The organism is Pseudochelatococcus lubricantis, from assembly GCF_011762225.1.
In the GTDB taxonomy this organism is placed as follows: Bacteria; Pseudomonadota; Alphaproteobacteria; order Rhizobiales; family Beijerinckiaceae; genus Pseudochelatococcus; species Pseudochelatococcus lubricantis.
On record NZ_JAASQI010000009.1, the window covers coordinates 1 to 14,294 of the forward strand.

Annotated in this window: 13 protein-coding genes and 1 tRNA gene; 8 read left to right on the forward strand and 6 right to left on the reverse strand. The window is 66.1% G+C overall.

Annotation, left to right across the window (positions count from 1 at the left end; all coding sequences use genetic code 11):
- From FHS82_RS16610 to FHS82_RS16625, 4 genes are all read left to right on the forward strand, one after another.
- The coding region (locus FHS82_RS16610; protein ID WP_208394302.1) for a hypothetical protein at window positions 1-1,179 on the forward strand (1,179 nt) is incomplete at its 5' end.
- 44 nt (window positions 1,180-1,223) lie between these two features.
- Window positions 1,224-1,904, forward strand: coding sequence for a hypothetical protein (locus FHS82_RS16615; protein WP_208394303.1), 681 nt, complete (start codon window positions 1,224-1,226; stop codon window positions 1,902-1,904).
- 325 nt (window positions 1,905-2,229) lie between these two features.
- On the forward strand, window positions 2,230-3,129 hold the full coding sequence (locus FHS82_RS16620) for an HD domain-containing protein (protein ID WP_166954891.1): 900 nt from the start codon (window positions 2,230-2,232) through the stop codon (window positions 3,127-3,129).
- Window positions 3,130-3,435: 306 nt separating this feature from the next.
- On the forward strand, window positions 3,436-3,984 hold the full coding sequence (locus tag FHS82_RS16625; protein WP_166954893.1) for a DUF1697 domain-containing protein: 549 nt from the start codon (window positions 3,436-3,438) through the stop codon (window positions 3,982-3,984).
- 198 nt (window positions 3,985-4,182) lie between these two features.
- Here FHS82_RS16625 and FHS82_RS16630 read toward each other — a convergent pair.
- Window positions 4,183-4,257, reverse strand: a tRNA-Gln gene (locus FHS82_RS16630).
- A 350-nt stretch (window positions 4,258-4,607) separates the two neighbouring features.
- Here FHS82_RS16630 and cobT point away from each other — a divergent pair.
- Window positions 4,608-5,663, forward strand: coding sequence for a nicotinate-nucleotide--dimethylbenzimidazole phosphoribosyltransferase (cobT, locus tag FHS82_RS16635; RefSeq protein WP_377594856.1), 1,056 nt, complete (start codon window positions 4,608-4,610; stop codon window positions 5,661-5,663).
- 18 nt (window positions 5,664-5,681) lie between these two features.
- Here cobT and FHS82_RS16640 read toward each other — a convergent pair whose 3' ends face one another.
- On the reverse strand, window positions 5,682-5,984 hold the full coding sequence (locus FHS82_RS16640) for a hypothetical protein (protein ID WP_166954897.1): 303 nt from the start codon (window positions 5,982-5,984) through the stop codon (window positions 5,682-5,684).
- Between the two features lie 123 nt (window positions 5,985-6,107).
- Window positions 6,108-6,773: a J domain-containing protein gene (locus FHS82_RS16645; protein WP_166954899.1), complete on the reverse strand. Its 666-nt coding sequence runs from the start codon at window positions 6,771-6,773 to the stop codon at window positions 6,108-6,110.
- Window positions 6,774-6,881: 108 nt separating this feature from the next.
- Here FHS82_RS16645 and FHS82_RS16650 point away from each other — a divergent pair, with 108 nt between their 5' ends.
- The 3 genes from FHS82_RS16650 to FHS82_RS16660 all read left to right on the forward strand — a co-directional run bounded on the left by FHS82_RS16650 (window position 6,882) and on the right by FHS82_RS16660 (window position 9,927).
- Window positions 6,882-7,205 (forward strand): BolA family protein, encoded by a 324-nt coding sequence (locus FHS82_RS16650; protein WP_343042604.1) that lies wholly within the window; start codon window positions 6,882-6,884, stop codon window positions 7,203-7,205.
- A 136-nt stretch (window positions 7,206-7,341) separates the two neighbouring features.
- Window positions 7,342-8,622: a D-alanyl-D-alanine carboxypeptidase family protein gene (locus FHS82_RS16655; RefSeq protein WP_166954901.1), complete on the forward strand. Its 1,281-nt coding sequence runs from the start codon at window positions 7,342-7,344 to the stop codon at window positions 8,620-8,622.
- Window positions 8,623-8,730: 108 nt separating this feature from the next.
- Window positions 8,731-9,927, forward strand: a complete 1,197-nt coding sequence (locus FHS82_RS16660) for a CobW family GTP-binding protein (protein ID WP_166954903.1) — start codon at window positions 8,731-8,733, stop codon at window positions 9,925-9,927.
- Window positions 9,928-9,932: 5 nt separating this feature from the next.
- Here the strand turns inward: FHS82_RS16660 and holA are convergent, their stop codons facing one another.
- The 3 genes from holA to leuS are packed head-to-tail and all read right to left on the reverse strand — an operon-like array spanning window position 9,933 to window position 14,186.
- Window positions 9,933-10,970 (reverse strand): DNA polymerase III subunit delta, encoded by a 1,038-nt coding sequence (holA, locus tag FHS82_RS16665; protein ID WP_166954905.1) that lies wholly within the window; start codon window positions 10,968-10,970, stop codon window positions 9,933-9,935.
- A 5-nt stretch (window positions 10,971-10,975) separates the two neighbouring features.
- A complete protein-coding gene (lptE, locus tag FHS82_RS16670; protein WP_166954907.1) occupies window positions 10,976-11,548 on the reverse strand; it encodes an LPS assembly lipoprotein LptE in 573 nt (190 codons plus the stop codon).
- Window positions 11,535-14,186 carry a leucine--tRNA ligase gene (gene leuS, locus FHS82_RS16675; protein ID WP_166954909.1) on the reverse strand — a complete coding sequence of 884 codons (2,652 nt, stop codon included), beginning with the start codon at window positions 14,184-14,186 and terminating at the stop codon, window positions 11,535-11,537. Before leuS ends, lptE begins: the two co-directional genes overlap by 14 nt.
- Window positions 14,187-14,294: the final 108 nt, after the last annotated feature.

Below are 14,294 nucleotides of genomic sequence, written 5' to 3' on the forward strand. Positions count from 1 at the left end.
CGGCATCGCAAACCTCCTGCCTTCCCACAACTGAATCAGACCCAAGCTGATTTGGGAAGACACAGAGAGTCGCGATCTCCGAGACTTGGTATTAGTCAGTTGACGCCGGCGGAGCGGGAATGCTGCCTCAGTTTGCCATCCGCTGCCATGCGCGGTGCCTTTATCGATCTGTCTGAGGAGACGCGCAGCGAGGTTATTGAGCTGTCGCAGGCGGAGCGGGAAGCGACCATGGCCTCACCAGACCCCCGGCAGGCGCTCGTGGAACGGCGGTACAAAGAGGTTTATGCGGAGAATGACGTTCCATGGACACACGATACAAGACCCGAAATTGTCGATGAAGACTTGAGAATAGTGAGGGCCGGTTTTCATGGAACGGTTTTTTCGGCCAGGATTGATGCACCGGACGGAAAGCGGGACGTCGTCATCAAATCGCTTGACGGGTCGGTGGGCTGGAGGGCGCACCTGATCGGCATCGGGCCGTCGCCGCATTATGAACTGCGCAACATAGCTTCCTCCCTTTTGGCAAGGCACCTGGGATTTGACGTGGTGGTCGACACGCGGCTATGCCTCTACAAGCTGTCGCCGCGCAGCGTCGAGCGCCGTGTCGGCATCATGACGGAATTGCCCCGGGGCCAGCCTGCCTATGATCTGCCCGATGCAATACTGGAGAACGGCGCAGTTCGGCGTGAACTGACCAAATTGCAGCTCGTCGACGCGATTGCCGGCCAAATCGACCGGCATGGCGGCAATATGCTGATCCACTACGACGGCTACAGAGCCGTTGTGAGGGGCGTCGACAACGATCAGTGTTTTGGAAAGCATCCTTCGGATCCCGATGTTCTCTATCAGCACCATGGCAGCTTTGGCACCGCGCACGACAACGGCTTTCACGGTGTCCGGCTCCCGGGCGTCATCGATACGGGGATGGCGTCCGCCATCGCAAAGCTGAAGCCGCAGGATCTGCGGGCCATGCTGTCGGACAAGCTGCAAAAGGAGGAATGTGACGCTGCCGTTGCCAGGCTGCACTTCGTGAAGGCGCATGTTGGCAGACTCGCGTCCGAACAGCGCATTATCGAGCCGGACCGGTGGGAAAATCCGCGCTCGATGCACCTTTTCCGAATGTATTGCAACGCAACAAATAGTTACGGCGCGCGTGAGCTGGCAATAAGATCCGGCTGACAAAAAAGAGTTTTACAAGAGTTTACTTTCTCCATCCGAATCTCATGTCCTGCCACAGCCTGCTTATCGACCGGATGTGCAGATATCGCCCCGGGTACAGCAACGAGGTTATTATGACACAGTCTCCAACGGAACTTGCACGTACGCTATTTCAGGAGGAGGGTTTGCCGTTCCCGCCCGCGCCGGCCGCCCTCGCGTCGCAATTGCAGACGGCGGGCGATCATGTTTTTGCGACCCGCAAGATCGATGTGACACCCTACGGGATCGAGTCCTTCCGGAACGAGGCGAGCAGCGATCCCGCCCTGCAGGATTACGTCCTTGTCGGGTTTGACGGATATGGCGTCAATAGCTGGGCGGTTCATTATTATCTTGTCGAGGGCCCGTTGGCCCTGTTTGTCCAGCTTCCATGGGGCGGCGCCTATGTTGACGCCGATCAGGCCCGCGAGCGCATCGCGCGGGTTTTCACCTGGGCTGCGCGGCTGCAGGAGCGGGTAGGGGAAGCGCGTGAGCGGGCACTCATTCCGCCCGGTTGGCGTCTGCTCGCCGTTGTGAGCACATTTGCCCACCCGGGCTTCGCATGGCTGCCGCCGCAACGGGACGCCGCAGCTCCCACCGCGGAAGACGATTCCGAAAGTGCAAGTGCCGGCAACCTGTTGGCCGCAATTGATGAAGCGGTCGACCAGTTACTCGCCCGTGGCGTGCCTCTCGGTCAGGCGTCTCCCTGAAAGCGATGGACGATGTTGGCTGACGAGGCAATCCGGCACGAACCGGTCGGGGGGCTCCGCTTTCCGGGAAGTAACCGGGAAATTTCGATGAAATCGGCGCTCCAAGCTCGTGTTGCCGATTTTAATTTCCTTGCCTCAATGCCGGCGTCCTCTGCCGTCGTCGCACAAAGTTCACGTGCATAAAACCGCGGCGCGACATATATTCCGCAGCGCGCGGGCGGAGGTTTGGCATGGGCTCGGAGAATAAGCGAAGGGCGCTCGTCGCCGGGAAAGACGGCGATCCGCCGCTCGCTCGTGGCTGCGCGGCGCGCCAGGGGACGTCCGTATGAGCACGAACGTTCTCGGGCTGACGCGCGCTCTCGTCTACGCTGCCGAGGCCCACGCCAACCAGCGGCGCAAGGGCGCGGCGCAGGAGCCTTACATCAACCACCTGATCGAGGTGCTTGATCTCGTCGCCCGCGCCACTGGCGGCGAGGACGGGGAACTCCTGATCGCGGCGCTGCTGCACGACGTCGTCGAGGACACGCCGATATCGGCCGAGGAGCTTGCCGCCACTTTCGGGGCGCGCGTGGCCCGGATCGTCATCGAGAACTCCGACGACATGACCCTGCCCAAGGATGAGCGCCGCCGGCAGCGCATCGCCGCCATGGCGCACAAGTCGCCGGAAGCCCGAATCGTCAAGACCGCCGACGTGATCTCGAACCTGCGCGCAATCGCGGTCTCGCCGCCGGCCGGCTGGGCAATGGACCGCCGTCTCGGCTATCTGGAGGGGTGCCGGCAGCTCATCGACGCCGGCCGCGGCGCCAACGCCGTGATCGAGACGCTCTTCGACCAGACCGCCGCCGACGCCGAGCGGGCAATCCGCGCCGACGCGGCCCTTGAAGTCGACGGTGCCGAGGTCATCGCCCGGCATCTCGACAGCGTTATCGGCCAGGCGGTGCACCTCGTCTACCTGCCCAACACTTCGAAACGGGCGATCACCGACGCGGACATGGACCGGCTTTGCGAGACCATCTCTCGCAGTTTTCCCTCCGCCACCGTGCAGCACGCCGACGCAGTCTTCGACGGAAGCCGGCGGCAGATACTGCTCGCACGCATCCGCAGCGACAGCACGGACGCGGTGGTGGCACTAGCCCAACGGCTCTGCATCGTCTTCGACCAGCGCTTCGTCGGAATCGAGGTGAGCGGGCGCTATATCCGTGTCTACGCCGACGACACCGGCTGACCACACGCGATCTCCACGCCGCTTCACCTTTCCGCTGCGCACCCTTGCTGTGGGCGATCGTGCCCGACCTCCCGCTTTCCGGGAAACGTTCGGCGTCTCCAGCGTTGTCGGCGTCATCGCGATCGCCGGACCGGGCGCTATTGCATCAAGCCTGAACTTAGAAACGGTTCTGGATAAATCTGATGCGCTTTGCTCTATCTTCGGTGGCGGAGGGGTCGATGCCGTCCGTAGTTAGCAAGAGGCTGTCGCCGATGATATAGTCGGGGCGCGTAGCGATGTTCCGCCGGTATGACGGAAAGGGATCGGATGAACAGGGAAACCGTTTTCATCGTACTTTTCCGCGGTATTGGCGGCAAGACGCAGCTCCCCGTGAAGCCTTTGCGCGAAAAACTGACGGATGCAGGCTTCCGCCATGTTGTGACCTACATTAACAGCGGCAATGCCGTGTTCGGAAGCGTGCTGTCGCGCGATGCGGTAGTCGCGACAGTCGCGGAGGTATGCGCGCAAGAGTTCAACTTCGACAAGCCAATCTATGCGCTGACGCGGTCGGAATGGGACGACTTGATTGCACGAAATCCGTTTCCGGATGCCGTTGACGTGCCTAAGCATCTCCACGCGGCCGTGCTTGCCGCGCAGCCTGCCGAGGCGGTTGTCGAGACCCTGCGCACCTTTGCATCGGAGGGGGAACGCATCGCCGTGGTCGACAACGTCGCCTATCTTCATACGCCCGGCGGGTTCGGCCGGTCCAGGCTTGCTGAAAAATTCGACAGGGGCATAGGCGTGCCAAATACCGCACGCAACTGGAACACTGTACTGAAGCTGGCCGAACTTGCGTGCGAGGTAGCGCGAGGATAGCGACACCGGAGCAGGTTGGACTTGCGCCTGAGACATGGAGATCGGCGGCGGTCATGGTTGGTCGCTCGCGGCAGGTCTGGCCGGCAGCGGAAAATCGGCAGTCCCTTGGGCCACCGTTTTGGGCTGCCAGCAGGAAGTGTAGACCGAAGGGTGCCCGCTAACGCCTTGAAATAAAGCTTCCAGTCTGTGGAAAAGATTTGGCTGGGGCGGGAGGATTCGAACCTCCGCATGGCGGAATCAAAATCCGCTGCCTTACCACTTGGCGACGCCCCAATGCGCATTCCTGCCGGACGCTGTCCGTTAGCAGATAACGGATCGCTCACAAAGCCCAAACGTTATCCGTATCCCGACAATCCCCGGCATCTGCATCTGACCGTGCCGAATCTGTCGGGGAGGCCGAATCATAGTGCGGCATGTGTGCTATGGCAATTGCCGCGCGTGGTGTGGGCGTCATACTGTCCGCGCCGGTCTTCGGGCCGGGGGCGGATGAGCGCCGCTCAGACGCCGCGCAGCCTGATCGGGACTGGCAAGTCAGGCTCATTGGCCTCTTTGTATTATGGCTCGCCTACGTGCCGGACGCCTGTTATGCAGGGCGGCGCCCGTATCATGATTCAATCTGCAGGATGATGAGAATGATCCCGACGAACACCACTGGAATGCCGTTCGATGACGTGCGTGGGCTGTTCCATGTCCTGCCCGGGCCGGACGAGTTCGCCGTCGCCGCCGTGAAGGCGCGCAATCGGGAGTTGACGAAGCCGGTTGGCTCGCTTGGCGCGCTCGAAACTGCCGTCGAATGGCTCGCGGCCTGGCAGGGCAATCCGAAACCCGCCGTGCGTCGGCCGCTCGTCGTCGTGTTCGCGGGCAACCATGGCGTGGCGTCGCGCGGCGTATCGGCTTTCCCGCCGGCGGTCACACGGCAGATGCTCGACAATTTCGCCGCCGGCGGCGGCGCCATCAACCAGATCTGCGCGTCCTACGATCTGGGCTTCAAGGTGTTCGACCTCGCGCTCGACCTGCCGACCGGCGACATCACCCGCGAGGAGGCACTCGACGAGAAGGCGTGTGTCGCCACCATGGCGTTCGGCATGGAAGCCATCGCCGGCGGCACCGATCTGCTGAGCATCGGCGAGATGGGCATCGGCGGCGGCACGGTTGCCGCCGCCATTTACGCCGCGCTCTACGGCGGGCCGGCGGATCAGTGGGTCGGGCGCGGCGCCTGGGAAGGGCCGACGACGGCCGGAGACGCGGAGCGCCTTGCCCGCAAGATCACCATCGTGGAGGAGGCGCTCGCCTTCCATGCCGGCCACCTGACTGACCCGCTTGAGGTGCTGCGCCGCCTCGGCGGGCGCGAGATCGCTGCGGCGGCCGGCGCCATCCTGGCGGCGCGGCTCGAACATATCCCCGTGCTGCTCGACGGCTATGCCGTTACCGCGGCGGCCGCGGTCCTGCATGCCATCGATCCGCAAGCGATCGACCACTGCATGGCGGGCCATCTGTCGGCGGAGGGCGCGCATGCGCAGGTGCTGGAGCGGCTCGGCAAGAAGCCGCTGCTGTCGCTGGGCCTGCAACTCGGCGAGGGCGCCGGCGCGGCGCTCGCCGCCGGCATCGTCAAGGCCGCCGCCGCATGCCACGGTGAAATGGCGACCTTTACACAGGCGGGCGTGTCGCGGGCAGGCTGAATTGCCGCGCCCGCGTCTTCACCACGTTTCGCAGCGCAAGCCCCACGGCGTGTTCCAGCACCGGTCGGGCGCGGACATGAAGACGGGTGGCCCGATGGGGGCGTCGAGGAGGGCGTTGCGTTCGTCCTCCCGGCGCCGGTCGAGATCGAAGCGGCACTTCGCGAACGCTTCGGTGCCGGGCTTGAAGCCGTATTCCGAGCAGCGCGCCTTGTCGTTTTCGGCGTTCATGCGGGTGATCTCGGCGCTCGACATGCAGCCGCCCAGCAGCAAGACCGCCGCAATGGCGACCGCGCATCCCACGCCGAGCCGGGTAACGTGCACGGCCTTCCGGCTGGTGCCGTTGCCTGAACAGCGGGAGGGAGCGGCCGTGCGGCTCCGCCTTCCTGTCCGTTGTTCCATGGCTGGCCGTGTCATGTCATCTCGCGTCCGGTATGCCCCTGCGGGTCAGCAAAGGCCGATGGCCTTCAGCGTGTTGTAGGCCTGAAGGATTTCCTGCAGCCGTTCCTCGAACGAGCGATCGCCGCCGTTGGCGTCCGGGTGGAAGCGCTTCACCAGCAGCTTGTAGCGCGCCTTGATGGTGGCCGCGTCCACGCCGGCATCGAGGCCGAGCTGGTCGAGCGCTTTCAGCGCCGTGCCCGAGAGGCGCGGCTGTGCGTCCTCCGCGGGGGCGTGCCGCGCCTGATACGTGCGGGCGCCGAAAAGCCCCAGCGAATCGTCGACCTCCCACGCGCCGGCGCTTGCCGTGCCGTCGGGATAGCCATCCGCCTCTCCGGGTTTCGTCTGCCGGCGGGTGCGACAGGTCTCGCGCGCCGAGGGGTTGACGCCCATGGCCCAGGTGGGGCGGTGGCCGACGGCCGCGTCCTTCTGGTAGGCGGCGACGTCGTTGTCGCTCATCCCGTCGAAATAATTGTAGGACTGGTTATAGGCGCGCACGTGTTCGAGGCAGAAGTTCCAGTATTCCTTCTCGCGGCCGCGCCCCTTGGGGGCACGGAACGTTCCCTTGGCTGCGCATCCCGCATGGTCGCACGCGACCGCTTGCGCCGAAGGGGCTTCCTCGGCGACTCGGGGGCGGACACGGATGCGATCAAAAATGGACGAGTTCAGATTCATGGGAGTGCATTTATGGGGATCGTTTCACCGCTGGACAAGGCCTAATGAAACACGACAATACCTCACCGAAGATAAACGAGTCCGTGAAAAACGACAGGGGAGACGACCGTGTCAACGACAGAAAATTCCACTCCGCCACGGCAGGACGGATCGCGCGCCGAGCGCATCGTCCGCGTCCTGACCGGGGCATTCGCACCCGAAACGCTTGCGGTGCATGACGAATCGCACCGGCATGTCGGCCACGGCGGATGGCGGGAAGGCGGAGAAACGCACTACGACGTCACCATCGTCTCGCGCGACTTCGCTGCTCTCAGCCGCGTGGAGCGCCATCGCCGGATCAACACCCTGCTGGCGCCGGAGTTCGAGACGGGCCTGCACGCCCTCGCCCTGACTGCGCTCACACCGGAGGAGGCCGCGCGGCGGGCGGGCTGATGCGGCAAACAGTCGCTGGCTGCCGTTTCCGCCCCGCGCCTCCGCCGGCGTCATGCTCGCGCCGCATTGCGGGTGGCGTTAAGGGCGCGCACGCTGTAAAACGGTGCGGGCAAGTGCGGGAACCGGAACGATGCGGATGACGAGAAACGGGCTGCGTGGGACTTTGGCGGGCGCGGCGCTGCTGGCCGTGGCGGCGCTGACGGCGGGCGGCGCGCACGCGGGACCGGCCCTGCTCGTGGATGCCGCGAGCGGGCAGGTGCTTTACGAGGAGCAGGCCGTCGACCCCTGGTTTCCCGCCTCCGTCACCAAGCTGATGACCACCTACGTGGTGCTGAAGGAAGTGCGCGACGGGCGCCTGTCCCTCGACACGCCGCTCAAGGTCTCGGCGAACGCCACGCGGACGCCGCCTTCCAGGATGGGCTTCAAGCCCGGCACCGTGCTGACCGTCGACAACGTCCTCAAGATGATGCTGGTCAAGTCCGCCAACGATCTCGCGGTCGTGCTGGCGGAGAATGTCGCCGGCAGCGTGGATGCCTTCGCCGCGGTGATGAACGGGGAAGCGCGCCGGCTCGGCATGCACGGCAGCTATTTCGTCAACCCGCACGGCCTGCCGGATACGCGCCAGCGCGTCACCGCGCGCGATCTCGCCGTGCTTGCGCGCGCGGTGTTGAACGATTTTCCGCAGTTCCGCCCCTATTTCGGCATCGGCGGCGTTCAACTCGGCAAGAAGATCTACCAGAACACCAATGGCCTGATCGGACGCTATCCGGGCGCGGACGGCATGAAGACCGGCTTCATCTGCGCCTCCGGCTTCAATGTCGTCGCGACGGCGCGGCGCGGCGGCCAGCAGTTGATCGTGGTGCTGCTGGGCGAGCGCACCGCCGCTGCCCGCACCATCCACGCGGCGGAGCTGTTCGATCGCGGATTCTCCGGCCCGCGGACGGGAACGCGGCAGCTCGATTCCATGCCCCCCGGCCCCGTTGCCGCCGCGCCCGACATGCGCGAGGAAATCTGCGGCAAGAACCGGCAACACCTCGCCGATGACGACAACGCGCCAGTCCACGCCGGCGTGGCCGATGACGGTTCGGCGATCGGCTTCCTGACCGCCACGGCGCAGCAGCAGCGGCCGACGACGGTTGTCGAGGGCGAGAGGCCCGGCACGCTTATCAAGCGCGCCGCCGTCGCGCCGATCCCCGTTTTTACCGGTCCCGCGCCGGGCTGGAAGCCGGCTGTGGCGCCGACGACCGTGGCGGCTGCCCCCGCTGCGCCGGAGTCGGCGCAGGCCTTCGCGGCGGCGCCCGCTGCCGAGGCGGTTGCGGAGGGCTCCGCGCCCGTCGCGCTGCAGGGGGCGATCAGGCAGGGCGCGGCGCGACCGGCCCGCGCCGCCGGGATGCCGCTGCCGCCCCGCAGGCCGTGATACCGCCGGGGCGGAATCGATGGCGGAAAGGGCGTTTTCGCACTTTCGCCGACGCTGTTCCGTTGTATGATCCGATGTAACATTGTTTCATTGGGATTCGGAACATCCATGACCATTGCTTCAGGCCCGTCTGATTCGGGCCGCCCCCGGGGTGCCGCTACTGCGCTGCCGCTCACGGTGCTGACGGGCTTTCTCGGCGCGGGCAAGACGTCGTTGCTCAACCGGTTGCTGCGCGATCCGGCGCTGGCGGACACGGTGGTGATCGTCAACGAGTTCGGCGAAATCGGCATCGACCATCTGCTGGTCGAGACTGCGGACGAGGGTCTGCTGTTGCTGTCTTCGGGCTGCCTGTGCTGTTCGATTCGCGGCGACCTGATAGCCACGCTGGAGGACCTTCTGCGTCGGCGCGACAATGGCCGAATTGCACCTTTCCGGCGCGTCGTCATCGAGACGACAGGGCTTGCCGATCCGGCGCCCATCCTGCACACAATCATCTATCACCCGTATCTGAGCCTGCGTTTCGCCCTCGACGGCGTTGTCACGGTGGTCGACGCGGTGAACGGTGCCGCGACGCTCGATGCGTACGAGGAGGCGGTGAAGCAGGTTGCCGTCGCCGACAGGATCGTGCTGACGAAAACCGACCTCATCGATCCCGATTCCGCCGCCGCGCCTGCGGAAAGGAGTGAGACGGGGGAGTTGCGTGCGCGTCTGCGCCGGCTCAATCCGGTCGCGCCCGTTCTCGACGCCGCGCAGGGCGAGGCGACGGCCGCCCACCTGCTGGATGCCGGTCTTTATGACGCGGACGGGAAGATCCCCGACGTGCGCCGCTGGCTGAACGCGGAGGCGCTGGCCGAGGGGCACGGTCATCGCGACCATCACGATCACCACCACCATGACCATGATGATCATGCACATGACCATCGCCATGATGTGAACCGGCATGACGAGCGCATCAGGGCCTTCTGTCTCACGAGTGCGCGGCCGGTCGGGCGCGGGCGGTTCGAGGCTTTTCTCGACCTGCTGCGCGCGGCCCACGGGCCGCAGCTTCTCCGTGCGAAGGGGATCGTGCAACTCGCCGACGATCCGGAGCATCCGGTCGTCGTGCAGGGCGTGCAGCATCTCTTTCATGCGCCGGTGACGCTGCCGGCGTGGCCGGACGAGGATCACACGACGAAGCTCGTGCTTATTCTGCGCGATCTCGACGAGGCGTTCGTACGCCGCCTGTGGGGCGCATTCACGGGCGAGGTGGCGGTGGACACGCCGGACGCCGCCGCGCTGACGGCCAATCCGCTGGCGTTGCGCTGAGGCGTTCAGGTTCTCGCGGCGGCGCGGCGGGCGGTGAGGGCGATGGCCCACAGCGCCTTTTGCGCTAACGCCTCTGCGAGCGCGGGATTGCGGCGTGTGGCGGCAACGGCGGTGCCGAGGTCGCGCACGGCGCGAGTCAGATTCGCATGCGTCCACAGCCGCAGATGGCGCTCCACGGCTGCCTTGCGCCGGAAGTGCAGGGTGCGCATGCCTTCCACCTGCGAGGCCGGTGAGCCATTTCCCGCCTCGATGGCGATGCGCGCCTGTGCCAGCATCAGGCCATGGCGCAGCACGAAGCCGAGCAGCACGCCCGCATCGAAGCCCTCGCGCATCAGCCGTGTGAAGGCGCCGTCGAGCGCCGCCAGATCGCCGCCGAAAGCCGCATCCGACACCGCGTCGAGCGCCAGCGCCGACACGTCGCCGACAACCGCGTGCACGTCCGCGAGCGTCACCGCCCGCTGGCCGCGTGCATAAAGGGCTAGCTTGTCGATTTCCGCCCGGCTCGCCACGCGGTCGCCGCCGAGCAGGGAAACGAGCGTCTGCCGCGCGTCGGCCTCGATGCCCAGGCCGTGGTCGCGCATGGCGGCATCGACGAGCCCGGCAATGTCGCGCGCCCCGTCCGCGTAGCATGGAATGGCGAGGGCGACGGCCGAACGTTCGCATGCGGCGCGCAGCGGCGAGGAGCGCGGCAGATCGCCCGCCTCCACCACCACCACGGCGTCCTGCGGCGGTGCGGCCAGCAGCGGCGCGAGCGCGGGCGTGAGATTGCGCGATGTCGCGCTGACGCGGATCGCGCGTTTTCCGCCGAACAGCCCGATGGTGTTGGCCTCGTCCGCAAGCCGCAGGGGATCGGCGGCGACGTCGTCGCCTTCGAGGCGCACCATCTGGAACGGATCGGCCGCATCGTCGACCGCCGCCTCGGTGAGGCGCCGCGCGCGTTCGGAAACGAGGCCGGTGTCGGGGCCGTAGATGAGGAACACAACGGCTTTCGGGTCCGGCTTCGCCAGCACCCGCTCGACATCTCCCGCCTTGACCGCGACCATGGCGTCTATCGTCCGGCTGGAATCGCACCCGATGCGAATTTGGCGGCGAGGCGCGTATGGATCTGGTCGGCGAGCGCCTTCGCCACCCTGATCTGCGCGTCGCGGGCGGCGCGCAGCGAGGCGAAGCGCTGGGGCGTGCGGTCATAGGCGGAGGAGGCCACTGCCGTGGCGGACATGACGGGATCGCCGCCGCCGGCCGGCAGGAGCTTGAACTCGGCCGTGCCCGTCAGCAGCGCCGCCTCCGCGTTGCCGGTCGAGGTATTGACGATGGTGGAGGAGACCGATTCGGACACCTTCGCCTCCAACCGGAAGCGCTTCGTTGCCGCGTCCGGTGAACCGCCGGTAAGGCGGTAGCCCAGCTCGCTCTGCAGGTAATAGGCAAGCCTGTTGTGATCGCGGTTGCCCGGATCGACGGTGGCAAGCTCGATCGCCGCCAGCTGCTCCTGCACGGACGGCCCGTTGGCCGATACGCCATACAGAGGCCGGAAGCAGCCGCCGAGCAGGGCGACTGCGAGCATCGCGACGGCGACGCGGACGAGCGGGCGCGAGGCCGGGCGGAACGTGTCAGACGACGACATTGATGATCCTCTGCGGGACGATGATGACCTTGCGGACCGCACGTCCCTCGGTCGCCTTCTGCACGGCTTCGAGAGCGAGAACGGCTGCCTCGATGGTGGCCTGGTCGGCATCGCGCGCCACCTCGATGTCGGTGCGCTTCTTGCCGTTGACCTGCACCGGCAAGGATATCACATCCTCCACCGTCAATGCACGATCCGCGACCGGCCACGGCGCCTCGGCCACGAGATCGGCATGGCCGAGCGCGGCCCAGCATTCCTCGGCGAGGTGCGGCATCATCGGCGCGGAAATCTGCGTGAGGAAGGTGGCGGCCTCCCGCGCCGCTTCCACCAGCGCGGCGCCCGCGCCGTTCTTGCGGGCCGGCACCAGCGCGTCCTGCAGGGCATTGGCGAGTTCGTAGATCTGCGCCACCGCGCGGTTGAACCGCAGGCGCTCGATGTTGTCCTCCACGCCGATCACCGTGCGGTGCGCGGCCTTGCGCAGCGCCAGCGCCTCCGCCTCGTCTGCAACGCCCGCCGCCACGGCAAGGCCCGCCGTCTCCTGCACAAGGCGCCACAGCCGCTGTACGAAGCGGTAAGCACCCTGAACGCCTTCCTCCGTCCAGATGAAGTCGCGCTCGGGCGGCGAATCGGAGAGCATGAACCAGCGTGCCGTATCGGCGCCGAAGGTATCGATGATCTCGTCCGGGTCGATGACGTTCTTCTTCGACTTCGACATCTTCTCGACCGCGCCGATCTCGATCGGCTCGCCGGTCGCGATGTGGAACGCCAGCCGGCTGTCGTCGTCTCCCGTCTCGAAGCGCACCTGCGCGGGCTCCACCCACGCCTTGCCGGCATCGCGGTAGGTCTCGTGCACCACCATGCCCTGCGTGAACAGGCCGGCGAACGGCTCCTTCACATTCAGGTGGCCCGTGACCGACATCGCCCGGCTGAAGAAGCGCGAATAGAGCAGATGCAGGATCGCGTGCTCGATGCCGCCGATATACTGGTCCACCGGCAGCCAGTGGTCAGCGATCTTCGGGGTCGTCGGTGCGGTCTCGTTCTTCGGATCGGTGAAGCGGGCGAAGTACCACGACGAATCGACGAACGTGTCCATCGTGTCCGTCTCGCGCCGCGCCGCGCCGCCGCATTGCGGGCAGGGAACCTGCTTCCACGCCTCATGACGGTCCAGCGGATTGCCCGGCACGTCGAACGTGACGTCGTCCGGCAGCTTCACGGGCAGATCCGTTTCGGGAACCGGCACCGGGCCGCAGCTTCCGCAATGGATGATCGGGATCGGGCAGCCCCAGTAGCGCTGGCGGGAGATGCCCCAGTCGCGCAGGCGGAAGTTCACCTTGCGCTGTGCGACGGGCCGGCCGTCGTACTGTTCCCTCTCCAGACGGGAGGCAACCTCCTCCTTGGCCTCGGCGATGCTCAGGCCGTCGAGGAAGCGCGAGTTGACCAGTACGCCGTCGTCCGTGAAGGCGGTGTCGGTAATCGCGAGCGTCGACAGATCGGTCCCGGGCGGGCAGACGACGGGCGTGTTGCCGAGGCCGTAGGCGTTCGCGAAGTCGAGGTCGCGCTGGTCGTGCGCCGGGCAGCCGAACACGGCGCCCGTGCCGTAGTCCATGAGCACGAAATTGGCGACGTAAACCGGCAGCGTCCACGTGGGATCAAAGGGATGCAGCACGGACAGGCCGGTGTCGAAGCCTTTCTTTTCCGCCTTTTCCAGCACTTCGGCGGCCGTGCCGGTGCGGTGGCACTCGTCGATAAAGGCGGTCAGCGCGGCGTTGCCCTCCGCGAGGCGCTTCGCCAGCGGATGGTCGGCCGAGATGGCGAGGAAGCGCGCGCCGAAGATCGTGTCCGGGCGGGTGGTATAGACCTCGACCTCGGAAAAGCCTTCCGCCGCCGGCTCCCGCGAAACGCTTGCGGCGTCGAGCGCGAATCGCAGCAGCAGGCCCTCGGAACGGCCGATCCAGTTGCGCTGCATGGTGCGCACCTTTTCCGGCCAGCGGTCGAGCGTGTCGAGCGCGTCGTGCAGATCCTGCGCGAAGTCGGTGATCTTCAGGAACCACTGCGTCAGTTCCCGCTGCTCGACAGGCGCGCCGGAGCGCCAGCCGCGTCCGTCGATGACCTGCTCGTTGGCGAGCACCGTGTGGTCGACCGGGTCCCAGTTGACCTTGGACGTCTTGCGGTCGACGAGGCCGGCCTTCAGAAAGTCGAGGAACAGCTTCTGCTGGTGCCTGTAATAGGACGGGTCGCAAGTGGCGAACTCGCGGTTCCAGTCGAGCGACAGCCCCATCGACTGCAGTTGCTTGCGCATCGCGGCGATGTTGGCATAGGTCCATTGCGCCGGGTGGACCTTGCGTTCCATGGCGGCATTCTCGGCCGGCATGCCGAAAGCGTCCCAGCCCATGGGGTGCAGCACGCTGAAGCCCTTCGCCCGCTTGTAGCGCGCCACGACGTCGCCCATCGCATAGTTGCGCACGTGGCCCATGTGGATGCGGCCGGAAGGGTACGGAAACATCTCAAGCACGTAGTAGGGCGGGCGCGAATCATCGTTGCGGGTGTTGAAAAGCTGCTTCGCCTCCCACGCCGCGCGCCACCGGGGTTCGACGTCCTTGGGGTTGTACCGTTCCGTATTGACTGGGTCCGCACTCATGGTCTTGCTATCTGGAATCCGCTGTCGCAAATCATTGTCGGCCGTCGGGCCGGCGGGAGAGCGCAGCAGGCCGTCCCGGCCGGTCGGACGCTGCGCATTTTGCAGGAC

Excerpts from the sequence above, each read along its gene's own strand:
- cobT (WP_377594856.1), top strand. The coding sequence starts at position 4,608 with ATGATGAGAATGATCCCGACGAACACCACTGGAATGCCGTTCGATGAC.
- FHS82_RS16615 (WP_208394303.1), top strand. The coding sequence starts at position 1,224 with ATGTCCTGCCACAGCCTGCTTATCGACCGGATGTGCAGATATCGCCCC.
- lptE (WP_166954907.1), bottom strand. The coding sequence starts at position 11,548 with ATGTCGTCGTCTGACACGTTCCGCCCGGCCTCGCGCCCGCTCGTCCGC.
- FHS82_RS16645 (WP_166954899.1), bottom strand. The coding sequence starts at position 6,773 with ATGAATCTGAACTCGTCCATTTTTGATCGCATCCGTGTCCGCCCCCGA.
- FHS82_RS16655 (WP_166954901.1), top strand. The coding sequence starts at position 7,342 with ATGACGAGAAACGGGCTGCGTGGGACTTTGGCGGGCGCGGCGCTGCTG.
- FHS82_RS16625 (WP_166954893.1), top strand. The coding sequence starts at position 3,436 with ATGAACAGGGAAACCGTTTTCATCGTACTTTTCCGCGGTATTGGCGGC.
- FHS82_RS16660 (WP_166954903.1), top strand. The coding sequence starts at position 8,731 with ATGACCATTGCTTCAGGCCCGTCTGATTCGGGCCGCCCCCGGGGTGCC.
- leuS (WP_166954909.1), bottom strand. The coding sequence starts at position 14,186 with ATGAGTGCGGACCCAGTCAATACGGAACGGTACAACCCCAAGGACGTC.
- holA (WP_166954905.1), bottom strand. The coding sequence starts at position 10,970 with ATGGTCGCGGTCAAGGCGGGAGATGTCGAGCGGGTGCTGGCGAAGCCG.
- FHS82_RS16620 (WP_166954891.1), top strand. The coding sequence starts at position 2,230 with ATGAGCACGAACGTTCTCGGGCTGACGCGCGCTCTCGTCTACGCTGCC.